Origin of the sequence: Flagellimonas spongiicola (assembly GCF_023502425.1) — a bacterium.
Taxonomy (GTDB): Bacteria; Bacteroidota; Bacteroidia; order Flavobacteriales; family Flavobacteriaceae; genus Flagellimonas; species Flagellimonas spongiicola.
Map to the genome: position 1 here is coordinate 763141 of NZ_JAMFMA010000002.1, position 13580 is coordinate 776720.

12 protein-coding genes are annotated in these 13580 nt (G+C 36.3%); all 12 read left to right on the plus strand.

Annotated features, from left to right (window positions below):
- Positions 1 to 71 precede the first annotated feature (71 nt).
- The 12 genes from M3P19_RS09625 to M3P19_RS09675 all read left to right on the plus strand — a co-directional run bounded on the left by M3P19_RS09625 (position 72) and on the right by M3P19_RS09675 (position 13558).
- Positions 72 to 941 carry a M23 family metallopeptidase gene (locus M3P19_RS09625; protein ID WP_249657454.1) on the plus strand — a complete coding sequence of 290 codons (870 nt, stop codon included), beginning with the start codon at positions 72 to 74 and terminating at the stop codon, positions 939 to 941.
- On the plus strand, positions 941 to 2437 hold the full coding sequence (locus tag M3P19_RS09630; RefSeq protein ID WP_249657455.1) for a GH3 auxin-responsive promoter family protein: 1497 nt from the start codon (positions 941 to 943) through the stop codon (positions 2435 to 2437). The genes M3P19_RS09625 and M3P19_RS09630 overlap by 1 nt, the downstream gene beginning before the upstream one ends.
- 55 nt (positions 2438 to 2492) lie before the next feature.
- Positions 2493 to 4178, plus strand: coding sequence for a DUF6909 family protein (locus M3P19_RS09635; RefSeq protein ID WP_249657456.1), 1686 nt, complete (start codon positions 2493 to 2495; stop codon positions 4176 to 4178).
- A gap of 1 nt (position 4179) precedes the next feature.
- On the plus strand, positions 4180 to 5232 hold the full coding sequence (locus M3P19_RS09640; RefSeq protein ID WP_249657457.1) for a hypothetical protein: 1053 nt from the start codon (positions 4180 to 4182) through the stop codon (positions 5230 to 5232).
- Positions 5233 to 5289: 57 nt separating this feature from the next.
- The gene (locus tag M3P19_RS09645; protein ID WP_249657458.1) at positions 5290 to 5868 is read left to right on the plus strand and encodes an acyltransferase; all 579 of its coding nucleotides are present in this window, start codon (positions 5290 to 5292) and stop codon (positions 5866 to 5868) included.
- Positions 5869 to 5890: 22 nt separating this feature from the next.
- On the plus strand, positions 5891 to 6832 hold the full coding sequence (locus M3P19_RS09650) for a Gfo/Idh/MocA family protein (protein WP_249657459.1): 942 nt from the start codon (positions 5891 to 5893) through the stop codon (positions 6830 to 6832).
- A 42-nt stretch (positions 6833 to 6874) separates the two neighbouring features.
- Entirely contained in the window at positions 6875 to 8143 is a 1269-nt protein-coding gene (locus M3P19_RS09655) for an oligosaccharide flippase family protein (protein ID WP_249657460.1), read from the plus strand.
- Between the two features lie 236 nt (positions 8144 to 8379).
- Positions 8380 to 9399 (plus strand): O-antigen ligase family protein, encoded by a 1020-nt coding sequence (locus M3P19_RS16970; protein ID WP_417953864.1) that lies wholly within the window; start codon positions 8380 to 8382, stop codon positions 9397 to 9399.
- Positions 9400 to 9907: 508 nt separating this feature from the next.
- Entirely contained in the window at positions 9908 to 10663 is a 756-nt protein-coding gene (locus M3P19_RS09660; protein ID WP_249657461.1) for a hypothetical protein, read from the plus strand.
- A gap of 88 nt (positions 10664 to 10751) precedes the next feature.
- Entirely contained in the window at positions 10752 to 11867 is a 1116-nt protein-coding gene (locus M3P19_RS09665) for a glycosyltransferase family 4 protein (protein ID WP_249657462.1), read from the plus strand.
- A gap of 4 nt (positions 11868 to 11871) precedes the next feature.
- Positions 11872 to 12588: a polysaccharide deacetylase family protein gene (locus M3P19_RS09670; protein WP_249657463.1), complete on the plus strand. Its 717-nt coding sequence runs from the start codon at positions 11872 to 11874 to the stop codon at positions 12586 to 12588.
- The gene (locus tag M3P19_RS09675) at positions 12575 to 13558 is read left to right on the plus strand and encodes a methionyl-tRNA formyltransferase (protein WP_249657464.1); all 984 of its coding nucleotides are present in this window, start codon (positions 12575 to 12577) and stop codon (positions 13556 to 13558) included. The genes M3P19_RS09670 and M3P19_RS09675 overlap by 14 nt, the downstream gene beginning before the upstream one ends.
- Positions 13559 to 13580: the final 22 nt, after the last annotated feature.

The following is a 13580-nucleotide window of genomic DNA, read 5'->3' on the forward strand; positions in this document are numbered from 1 at the left end:
CATTTTTTCCAGAAGCGGCTTTTTAAAAAGCTTAACATCTATATAAAAATCTAAGTTTATCTTTGTCCATCATGGCAAAGGACAAGAAGAAAAGAAAGGAAATAAAGAAAAAGCTGCTTCACAAGTACAGACTGGTCATCTTGAATGAAAGCACTTTTGAGGAAAAAATTTCCTTTAAGCTTAGTCGGTTGAATGTTTTTATCTCCGGAACCTTGTTCACCATAGTGCTAATTGGACTTACCACATTGATCATAGCTTTTACACCACTGCGTGAATATATACCAGGCTATTCTTCTACAAGATTAAAAAGACAAGCCACGGAATTGACCTATAAAACGGATTCGTTGGTGACCGTTCTTAATTATACCAACAGGTATTTAGATAACGTTCGCTTGGTTTTGCGAGGCGATGTTGAAAACAACGAGGTAAACAGGGATTCGCTTTTTGAAAAGTACCAACTTGACCCTTCAACCATTGATTTGACGCCAATACGGGAAGATTTGTTGCTGCGTGAAGAAGTAGATTTGGAAGACAAGTACAATCTCTTTGAACGAAATGTTGCTAATGTAGGCGCATTGTTGTTTGCGCCGATTACAGGAACAGTTTCCCAAGGATTTGATCCAGAAAACAAACATTACGCCGTAGATGTTGTTGCACCCAAAGACAGTCCCATTAAGTCTATTGCTGAAGGAACAGTATTGTTTTCAGAGTGGACCGCAGAAACGGGTTATGTCATAATAATTAAACACCGGGACGATTTGACTTCGGTTTATAAGCACAACGGATCTTTGAGCAAATCCCAAGGCGATTTAGTGCGAGCAGGAGAAGTGATTGCTACTATTGGAAATACCGGCGAACTTACTACGGGGCCTCATCTTCACTTTGAACTCTGGAAAAAAGGGAAACCAGTGAATCCGTTAAATTTTATTGACTTTAACTAATGTCCTTAAAATCTTTCGCAGCCAAACTGTTTGCTAAAAGCATTGCCAAAAAAACGAGCTCTTGGGTCAATAATCCGGTTCATGCCCAAGAGAAGGTGTTCCAAGAATTGATTCAAAGGGCAAAAAACACCCAATTTGGACAAGACCATGGATTTTCAGAAATAAAGAATCACCAGGATTTTATTGAAAAAGTACCTGTTCGGGACTATGAGGAATTAAAACCCTATGTGCATCAAATCATTGATGGAAACAAGGATGTTTTATGGCCTGGAAAGCCAATTTACTTCGCAAAAACATCTGGCACCACATCTGGTGCAAAGTATATCCCCATTACCAAAGAATCCATTAAGTATCAAGTGGAAGCTTCACGGAACGCCATTCTAAGTTACATTCATGAGACAGGCAATGCTGAATTTGTGGATGGCAGAATGATTTTTTTACAAGGTAGCCCGGAGCTCGAAGATAAAGGCGGCATTAAATTAGGTAGGCTTTCGGGCATTTCGGCGCATTATGTGCCCAATTACCTTCAAAAAAACAGGTTACCAAGTTGGGAAACCAATTGTATTGAAGATTGGGAAACAAAGGTTGACAAGATCATTGAAGAAACGGAACATGAGGATATGACGGTTATTGCCGGAATTCCTTCTTGGGTTCAGATGTATTTTGAAAAACTAAATGCGAAAACCGGTAAAAAAGTTGGAGAGCTTTTCGAAAACTTTCAACTTTTCATCTATGGTGGGGTGAACTACGAACCTTATCGTGCAAAATTTGAAGATTTGATGGGCCGTAGCGTGGACAGTATTGAATTGTTCCCTGCAAGCGAGGGATTCTTTGCATATCAGGATTTACAACAGACCAATGGAATGTTGCTTCTCTTAAATTCAGGCATTTTTTATGAATTTATCAAAGCCGACGAATTTTTTGATGAGAACCGGAAAAGACTGACAATCGCCGAAGTGGAAATGAATGTTGACTATGCAATGGTGATATCAACAAACGCGGGGTTATGGGGCTACAACCTGGGAGATACCGTCCGGTTTGTTTCTGTAAAACCCTATCGTGTTATAGTTTCTGGACGTATTAAACATTTTATTTCCGCCTTTGGCGAACATGTTATTGCCAAGGAAGTTGAAGAAGCACTTAAAATCGCGGTTTCAAAAACAGATGCTGTTGTCAATGAATTTACCGTAGCCCCGCAAACGAATCCACCAGATGGAGAATTACCGTATCACGAATGGCTCATAGAGTTTGAACAAACACCTACAAGTGCCAGTGATTTTATCGGACTAATGGAAGAAAGCATGAAATCCCAAAACAGTTATTATTTGGATTTGATTGACGGCAACATACTTCAACCGTTGAAAATATCCAATGTAAAACCAGGAGGATTCCAAGCCTATATGAAATCAATTGGCAAACTTGGAGGTCAAAATAAGGTACAACGATTGTCCAATGACCGAAAACTTGCAGATGGCCTTACGCCTTTTCTTGGATAGATTCTAAATAAACATCTTGCTTTCGTAGGAATTCATGTATTTTTGTCGCTAAAGTATGATGACCACCAAAGTACAGCAGGCCACACGAGCCCAGGAGTCCACAAATGCCATTGAGCGTCTTTACATTACCATGCGCCACCTCCTCAACCGAGGATTCTACAAACCTTCTGGTGTATCCGGTAATGCATTGCGAACCGCATTACTTTCTTTAAGACCAGAAATATATGGGTCGGTTGCCGAAGATAAGGCAGAACTTAATGGATTGATTTATGTTTTGGAAAGACTTCCTGAAGGCATAGAGGAATGCCGATATATCAACTTAACTTCAGATGAAGGGTTTTCCAAATCCCACCTTACTGCCATTATTCCTCCAAAACGTCGCAGAAATTGTTATCGAATAGATGAGGAACAAATGAACATTGAGATAACCAGAGGGCGCAGTGATATTTACGACATCTTGACGCACCTCACCTTTTTGTTCATTGAGTCAGGAAAAATTTGTAGTCGGGTTCTTGTAGATGGAACCGAGACTATCCGGGATTGGGATAAGTTGTCGGAATTCATCAACAACCAAGAAAAGGAAGAGGCTGAACGGGAGATAGCCATGATCCATACCGCAAATATTTTAGGAAGGACTTTTGAAGAAGTCGTTGAGATTCAAGAAAAGTTGGGCACAAAAGAAAACCCTGATCGCTTTCTGGATGTAGTGTATTGGCTTGGTAAATTGGCCATTGAAGAAGAAACCACTGGACTAAAACGCACTATTACCTTTAGCCCATTACTTCGCGAAGGCCTTGGACATCATATTCATGGAGAAAGATGGGCACATATGATAAAAAAGACCCTTTCCAAAAACAATTTGATGGATCGCCCAATTCATATCATCAGTGCAAACATGCACAGCGTTATGAATTCCCTTTTTGCACAAAAAACCTTGGCGAAAGATTTGCCTGAGCATGGCGCTTTGGACATTTACGAAGCATTGAGTTCCTCTGAAAACAAAGAACTTAGAGCCAAAGTTCAGAAGATTGCAGAGAAAAACGGGATGATTTTTATTGATGACCAATCTGGGGCCAATATAGACGTCCAGATTTTTGATACGGCCAAATTTGGAGCGGAAACTTGTTGTTATGATTTTCCAGAAGGCATCAAGGAAGAGGAAAAACCCGTCATTTTTGTGATGGATTATGCCTTTGGCGAGCAAGCCTACGAAACCATTGATGAACTGCTGAAACCACTCGACCTCAAAGACCAAAAGCAGTTCATGAACGTAGATTCCATATCCATTATGGGGAAAGCGGGCATATTGGAAGGAGGAAAAGGAGATCTCATGATACCAACGGCTCATATTTTTGAAGGTACAGCAGACAATTATCCATTTGACAACGAGCTGTGTGCTGAGGATTTTGAAGGTCATGGACTATTGGTACTTGAAGGAGCAATGGTAACCGTTTTGGGAACTTCATTGCAGAACAAAGACATCTTAAAGTTCTTTCATGAATCCACATGGAATGTTATCGGATTGGAAATGGAAGGAGTTCATTATCAAAAGGCGATTCAATCTGCGTCAAAAGTTAGAAAGAGCATTAACAAAGATGTAAAAGTTCGGTATGCATATTATGCCTCGGACAACCCTCTTGAAACCGGAAGCACCTTAGCTTCTGGCGGATTGGGAACAACAGGTGTTAAGCCCACATACTTAATCACGGATAGGATTTTAAAACAAATATTCAACGCATAACATGGCAGAGCAACCACAAAACAACAACACCTCGGATGAGATAGATTTGGGTCAATTGTTCAATGCAATTGGTCGTGCTTTTGAGCGCTTTTTTGATTTTATAGGGAGCATATTTAGGGGAATCTTCAATTTGATAATTCTGCTGTTGCTATTTATCCAAAGATACTTTCTTGTATTGGCAATAGCGGTAATAGTTGGTGGAGCTGTTGGATATTTCTTGGACAAAACATTACCTCCAAAGTACATCTCTAGGATGGTTGTTGAACCCAACTTCAATAGTGTTCAGCAATTGTATAATAATATTGAGTTTTACAACGATTTGGCAAAAGCTCAGGACTCTACAACACTAGCCACTGCATTGAATATTACAGAGCATGAAGCAGGAAGTATTAAAGAGATTTTCGCCGACTCTTATTCTGATGAGAATCAAAAAATCGAACTATTCGATGATTTCATCAAAAACCTTGACACTACCACCATTAAAACTATTGACTTCAACAACTATTTAGAAAATTTCAATTCGTTGGATGCCCGATTTCACAGAATTTCGGTTGTGAGCACAGACAATACTGTTGCAAAGAAATTGCAACCTGCCATTGTGGGGTCAATAGCTGTGAACGATTATTTTAATCTTCAGAAAAAGATTAATGACGAAAACTTAGACTTACAAGAAAAAATCTATCATCAGCAATTATTGGAAATAGATTCCTTGCAAAGCCTCTATAGAACGGTATTGATTAAACAAGCCGATAAGCCAATGCAAGGGACCAGTATTAACTTAGCTGAAAACGGCGAATCCCAAAACAAAGAGCTGGCACTGGTCCAAGAAAGGGAAATATTGAAAGAACGCCTAGTTGAATTGAATGAAGACAGAGCCAATAAGTCTGAAATTATCAATGTGATAAGTGATTTCCCAACAAGAGGTGTGAAACAGAGAGGGCTACTTAGTAGTTATAAGATTATTATGCCAATATTTATGCTTTCGTTGGTGGTATTATTTCTTTTATTGGTTCAACTAAACCGTTATCTCAAAAACTACAATGCACAAACATAGATTAATAGTAAGAAATTTAATCTATACCATTTGCTATAGGTAAACCGATTAACAGTTATGTCAAGCAATTATTATAGCCATTCTTCAGCGGTCATTGATGTTGATTGTGAAATTGGTGATGACACCAAAATTTGGCACTTTTCCCATATTATGACAGGCTGTATCATTGGAGCAGAGTGTAATATTGGCCAAAACGTAGTGGTATCACCGAATGTGATTTTGGGGAATAATGTAAAAGTGCAAAATAACGTCTCTATTTATACAGGTGTAATCTGTGAAGATGATGTTTTTTTAGGCCCCAGCATGGTGTTTACAAATATTATAAATCCAAGAAGCGCAGTAATTCGCAGGGGGAGTTACCTAGAAACCATAGTGAGGAAAGGGGCATCAATTGGGGCAAATGCTACCATAATATGCGGAAATAATATTGGCCAATATGCGTTAATTGGGGCCGGAGCAGTCGTTACAAAAGAAGTTATGCCCTACGCACTTGTTGTGGGCAATCCTGCAAAGCAGGTTGGTTGGGTAAGTGAATATGGGCATAAGTTAGATTTTACCGAAAACAACATTGCCACTTGTCCTGAAAGCAATCAAAAGTATCAATTAACGGATAATAAAGTATCAAGAATACAATAATAACCCTGAACATTCAATACTAATGAGAAATTTTGCACTAATTGGAGCAGCCGGATATATTGCTCCAAGACATATGAAGGCCATCAAGGACACCGGAAATAACTTGTTGGCCGCATATGACAAAGCCGATAGTGTGGGAATCATTGATTCTCATTTTCCGCATGCAGATTTCTTCGTTGAATTTGAGCGTTTCGATAGACACATAGAAAAGCTGAAATATGAGAAGGATTTGTTTTTGGATTATGTAAGTATTTGTTCTCCAAATTATTTGCACGATGCCCACATTCGCTTTGCCCTAAGAAGTGGCGCGGATGCTATTTGCGAAAAACCCCTTGTACTTAATCCTTGGAATATTGATAAGCTTCAAAGGGTAGAAGAAAAAACGGGCAAAAAGATTTACAATATTCTTCAATTAAGGGTCCATCCAAGCATTATACAACTTAGAAACAAGGTCGCAAATTCACTTAAGGACAAGAAATTTGAAGTTGACCTTACATATCTCACTTCTAGGGGTAATTGGTATCAAACTTCGTGGAAAGGGGACATTAGCAAATCAGGGGGAATAGCTACAAATATTGGAGTCCATTTCTATGATATGTTATCTTGGATATTTGGGGATGTACAAGACAATATTGTACATGTCCACGAAAAGGATCGTGCAGCCGGTTATTTGGAATTTGAGAATGCGAGGGTAAGATGGTTTTTATCCATAAATTCGGAATACTTGCCATCCGAAGTCAAGAAGAAAGGACAAACGACATTCAGATCCATAACAATTGATGGTGAGGAACTAGAATTTAGCGGAGGTTTTACAGACTTACATACCTTGGTCTATAAAGACATATTAGATGGATATGGATATGGATTAAGTGCAGCTCGTACTGCAATAGAAATTGTACATGATATCAGAAATGCGAGACCAGAAGGTCTAAAGGGAGAATATCATTCTTTTTTGAATCGATAAATAGCAAATACATACGAAGTTAATGCTAAAACTACAGCTGGATTGTTTGTAAAAATTTGGTCAAAGCTTGTTAAATCTGAATTTTCCAAAAATGTTTCTACGCAAATTTTGGGAACAGGGATAGCACAAGCTTTACCATTTCTAGCGACTCCAATACTTACTAGAATTTATTCTGAAGAGGATTTCGCACTTTATACATCTTTCTTTGCTATTGCCAGTATTTTTGCTGTTGCCGTAGGGGGTAAATACCATTTGGCAATAGTATTACCTAAAAACAATGATGATGCAAAAAAGGTTTTCGTTCTTAGTGTTTATCTTTCCATAGTCCACGCCATACTAACTGCTGCAATTTTGCCTTTGGTGAGTAATTTTTTCCCCGAGAACCTTGAAGACGTATTGAAATATGTACCAATATACATTCTTTTTTTTGGTACATGGAGTGCTTACATCAACATGTCTATACGCTATAAAAGGTTTAAAAACAATGCGTTGGCAAAGGTGGTCCAAGCTTTGGGATATATTTTAACCGCTATAGGCATTGGCATATCTAAGTCATTGGAATTTGGATTGGTGATTGCAAAAATTTCTGGAACAATTATTTCATGGATTTTTCTAAAGAGTAAAACTGACAGTAAATTCAATTGGTTTGCGGTAAAAGATTTAAAGGGTACTGCTAAGAGTTATATTGATTATCCCAAATTTGGAATATGGCCATCTTTGCTGAATACGATTACTTTGCAAGCATTGGTTTTAATACTTACAAAGTATTACTCTCAAGAGGATTTAGGGTTTTATGGATTGACATTTATGGCACTAAGCGCTCCCTTAACTTTAATAGGAGCATCATTTAAGGATGTATTTTATCAAAAAACAGCCTCAATGATTACGGAGGGAAGAATAAAAGCCCTTCAACTGTTTTTTAGAAAATCTGCTGCAGCATTGTTTATTTTGGGGATTCCTATCTGTTTGATTCTATATTTTTTTGGAGAAAGTTTGTTTGGATTCGTTTTTGGTGCTAAATGGGAGCGATCGGGAGAATTTGCCTCAATATTAGCTTTTAGCTTCACTGTTAAACTGGTAGTGAGTCCTTTATCTTCTATTTTTAATGTGACAAATAAACTCAAAACGGCTGCAAAATGGCAAGTTTTATATTTTGTTAGCACCTTTGGCACATTGTTTTATTGTGCCTCTATTTTGCAATCATCAATTATTGATTTATTGATAATCTATGTAATACATGAGATTATTTTATATTCAACGTATTTGATTATTCAGCTCCGGACACTTCAAGAGTTTAAAACAACAATTTAAACTATAAGTAAAACTTCAAATTGGAAAGAATACGACAGAACGGATATTATTATGGAGCGCTTCTCTATGCATTCCTAATACCGTTTCCTCAAATATTAGTCAACATTGGAATAATTGTTTGGCTTGTCTTTTCCCTAATTGCCCTTATACCTTTTAATCGAACCAATAACATTTTACTTCTGTTATTACCGGCATTTTACATAAGTTATTCAACAGGCTTTATTTCATCAGATCATATGGGATTTAGGTTTTTAGAGCATAAATTATCGCTAATTGTATTCCCAATTCTGTTTTTTCTTCATTCCTACAATTCAATTCAAAGGGAAAGGGTTTACAAGTTTTTTGTTCTTGGACTGCTTGCCGCAAGTATCTGTTTGATTTTGAACGCCTCTTTACAGTCATTTTTAATTGAAAAAAATAACCTAATCTTTCAACCAAATATTTTGCAAGGGAAAGGATTTCTTGAATCCATATTATACGGGGGTAATCGATTCTTTGGCAAACACTTTTCAATTTTTCATCAGACAGTATATTTTGCGTTATACTTAACGATAGGAATTTCCATCTTGTTATTTAGACCAAGTTTGTTTGCTAAACAGTTGAGAGTCAATTTTATTCTAATATTGACTTTTATACTTTTTTTGGTTTCAAACAAGGCAAGTTTTCTTTGTATTCCTGTGATTTTAGGATTTTGGATTTTTTCCCGGAAACTTAAACTATTCAACAAATGGATTGGGTTGGTTGGATTGTTATTGTTTTTTACATTATTTGCCCTGATTAACCCAAGGGTAAGAGAAAGTGTAAAAACAGTAGCGGAAACAAATATTGGCTTGCAAAAGAATGCTCGATATGGTTTTGCCACTCGATTGTTAAGTTGGGACGCGGCTCTTTCCTTGATTAAGGAAAAACCAATTTTAGGATATGGATTCTCCAATGTACAAACCCATTTGAATGAAAGATATCGGAAAAAAAAATATATTTTTCCGCTTAAAGAAGAGTACAATGCTCATAACCTTTGGCTTCAATCTTGGTTGGAAAATGGGGTGCTTTCTATAATAATTCTTGTTGTAGTATTTGTGACATTATTTAAAAAAAGCGCTTCATCTAGCCTTTTGCTTTGTATTACCACAGTTTTCTTGATAAATTCCATGTTTGAAGGTATTTTCAATCGGTTTTCAGGAATTTCCTTCTTTTCCTTCGTGTTTTGTTTAATTATAACTTGGCCCAAGATTGGAGCGAGCAACAATGAAGTTTAAAGCAGACACAAATTTTTATTTTGTTCTCTATTTTTTCTTAATGATGATTCTTTATCATTTTAAGATCAAGCACTATTTTTATTGGACATATATCGGAGAAATCCAGCAATTGGACTTTGGGTTTTCATGGACGAGGGCATTAGTTGCATGTTGTTTATTTTTTACTAATCTTAGGTTGCTATCCGCCTTAGACAAGAGAAAACTAATATTTATTGTATTGTCAATAATCTTTGCAATTCTGACAATACCATCGTTAATAGCATATACTTCAGGAAACATATATCCAATAAGAATTTTAGTCTATCATCAATTGTTGTTTTTATCACTTTTCATTTTCTCGAAAGTAAAAATTGATTTCGACAAAGTTCCTGTTCTGAATAAAGAGCAATCCCTATATCTGCTGCTAATAATCACTACAATTGGAGTGTTACCATATTTATGGGTTTATGGGCCTCATTTGAATCTTAAGAACCTACTATTAATAGAGATTTATGATACCAGGTCGATAATGAAGGAATTAACCAACCCATATTTTGGTTATACTTATTCCATTTATACAAAAATTGCCATTCCATTAATTATTGTTTTGTCTTTAGAATTAAGGAAATTATTGTGGACTCTTTTGGGAGTGGGGTATTTAATTCTCTTTTACCTTTTTGGCGCACATAAGACTGTTTATGCAGGTCTTTTGATTGTTCTTGTGTTTTATAGGTTCAGTTATTTGCAATCAGTGAAGCTAATGGTAAAATTCTCTGCCGGTTTTTTAATAGCGTGTTTGATCCTTGCACTTATAGCAATAGACTATCCTTGGATTCTAACGTTTCGAAGAGTCCATTTTATTCCTACTCTATTGGATATTTGTTATGTCGATTTTTTTATTAACAAACCAATTTATTGGTCTGAGTCCATTTTAAAGAGTTTCGTCGAGTACCCATATGATGTTAGGCATACAAATTTAATCGGTGAAATCTATTTCAATAGACCAGATATGTCTGCCAATAATGGATTGGTTTCAGATGGGGTAATGAATTTTGGAACATTAGGCGTTGCCATAAATATTGTGATAATATCTATTTATTTCATGATTTTGAACAATCTTAATATTCCATCCAAATATTTTGGCATTATGGTTTTAGTAATCTTTTCGTTCATTAGCTCTTCACTTTTCACAGTTCTCTTAACGCATGGGGGCATTGCATTATTAATTGTGTCAATCTTTCTTTTAAAAAAGAAAAAGCAAGAAGGTGATGAATACAATGTTTAATGAGCAGAATGGATTTTTGCTTTTTCATATTGAGCTCTATTTTAATCTTTGATCGTATCTTTGATCGTAATAAAAATCACACCAAAGTTTGAACAACAAAATAAAAGTTTGTCATCTTACAACGGTGCATGTTAGATACGACACCCGAATTTTTGTTAAAGAATGTCGTGGATTGGCAAAGCAAGGATACGAGGTTGTCTTAATTGTAGCGGACGGTAAGGGTGAAGAAGTAAAGGATGGTGTTAGAATCTTGGATATTGGAAAACCATCAGGGAGGATCAAGCGTTTTTTCCGTTTCCATAAAATCTTACTCAAAAAAGCTCTGGAATTAGGAGCTGACATCTACCATTTTCATGATCCAGAACTACTAAGGATTGCTCCAAACTTAGTCAAGACAAACAGTATTGTTATTTACGATGCCCATGAGGATTTGCCGAGGCAGGTTCTGGATAAAGCATATATTCCAAAACTAATTAGAAAACCATTATCTCGCTTACTAGAGATATATGAGGATTATATAGTTAATAAAATTTCTGGAATTGTCACCGTTACACCTACCTTGTTGGATCGGTTTTTAAGGAACAACCACAACGTGGTGGAGGTTAGAAATTTCCCGTTAATATCAGAATTTGTTGAAAACAACACGAATCAAGATGATAAAGGAAATTATGTTTGTTATGTAGGGGCAATATCAAAAGTTAGAGGGATACTTAACATGGTAAATGCTATGCAGTATGAAACAGGTTCTAAATTTCTATTAGGAGGGCGTTTTGAAAATGCGAAACTCAGGGAAATGGCAATTGCAAGTGAAGGTTGGAAGAATGTAGAGGAGTTAGGGTTTCTAAATAGGGATCAAGTGAAGGAAATGTTACAAAAATCTGTTGCTGGGTTAGTACTATTGGAGCCAACACCAAGTTATTTAGAATGCATCCCTGTAAAAATGTTTGAATATATGTTATCGGGAATTGCGGTGATCGCTTCCGATTATCCCTATTGGCGTGAATTGGTCCAAAAGGAAAACTGCGCATTATTTGTTGACCCAATGAATCCTAAAGAAATTAGCGTCGCAATCAAAAAATTAGTTGAAAATAGAGGTCTAGCAGAGGAAATGGGCAAACGAGGAAGAAAAGCAGTCTTAGAAAAGTTCAATTGGGCCAATGAGGAAAAAGCATTACTGTCATTTTACAATAAACTAAGAAACTAGGTCAATGTATAAAAACGAAGATTTAGGTGATTTTACAATGTTCCTTGAAGAACTTATAAGTAAAGATTATGAGTTCGTGTTTTTTAATGAATTGTCAAGTGAAAGTCACCAAGTAATATTAAGACATGATATAGATTTTGATACAGATGCCGCATTGCAGACTGCAAGAATCGAAAATAAGTTGGGTGTGAAAGCCACCTACTTTTTTTTGATGACTAATAGTAGTTACAACCCTTTTGACAAAGACAACCTTAAGGCTATTAAGGAAATCAAAGAGCTTGGACATAAAATCACCATTCATTTTGACCCAACTATTTATGATGATTTTGTTCAAGGATTTGAATTAGAAAAGCAATGTTTTGAAACAATGTTCAATACAGAAGTAGATATCGTATCATTACATCGGCCAAATGAGTATTTTCAAAATTACGATAAACCAATTTGCAATTGTGAGCATACTTATATGGACAAGTACTTTAGACAAATCAAATATGTTGCTGATTCTGGTGGTACCTTTAGATACGGTCATCCGTTCAATACCGACGAGTTCAAAAACGGCAAAACATTGCATATTCTTATACATCCAATCTGGTGGATTTTTGAAGGCCAAACCAATCATGAGATTCTAAAAGATTTTTATACTAAGAAAAAGGAACAGTTAAAAAAACACTATGCGTTCAATTGCAAACCATTCAATGAAATAAGAAATGAGCTCAATTAATCAAGTTGCAATTTTTGGCTGTAAATCCACAACAAAATTTCTTTTAAGCTACTTAATAGGATTGAATTACAAAGTAACTTTGATTACAATAGACCCGGATAAGGGTAAATCTCAAAAAGTAGCTGATTATTGCAATTTGAGTGGTTACTGCAAAGAGAATGAAATTGACTTCTTTGTAAGTCAAAAATACAGTTTAAAATCGGATGATGATCTTGCCTATTTTGAAGACAAGAAATTTTCAATTGGTTTTGTCGTAGGTTGGCAAAGACTGGTTCCCTCTGATGTTTTGGATACATTCTCCATAGGTGTTTTTGGCATGCACGGAAGTCCTATGAATTTACCTAAAGGTCGCGGTAGGTCACCTATGAACTGGTCAATAATTGAAGGAAGAAAGGTTTTCTACACAAATTTATTTAAATATGATGCTGGTGCAGATGACGGGGATATTTTAGACACTTTCAAGTTCCAAATTTCTGAATCGGATACAGGAGAAACCATGCATTTCAAGAACACACTTGCTATGAAATACCTTATTGCAAAAAACATTGCGGCCTTGGCGAACGGTGCGATTGAATTGACGAAACAACCAAATCTAACACCCACTTATTATCCAAAGCGGACAGAGGAAGACAGTTTAATTGATTGGGATGATGACATCTACAATATTGAACGCTTGATAAGGGCCGTGACAAAACCATTTAATGGGGCATATTCATTTATTAATAATTGTAAGGTTGTTATATATAGAGCTTCGATATTTGATTTTCAGGATTTTGGTTATGAGTATGAAGTAGCAGGTAAAGTTGTTGAAAAGTTTGATAACGGCAAGTTTCTTGTCAATGCTTTTGGTGGCCTACTACTTGTTCATGATTATCTGTCGGAGAAGGCAGTAATGGTTGGAGATGTTTTCAGAAGTGTTGGCTTAACCAGTAAGTTCGAACGAAACAAATTCGGGTTCCATGATGTTTAAGCCATTATTCTAACACTAGAGG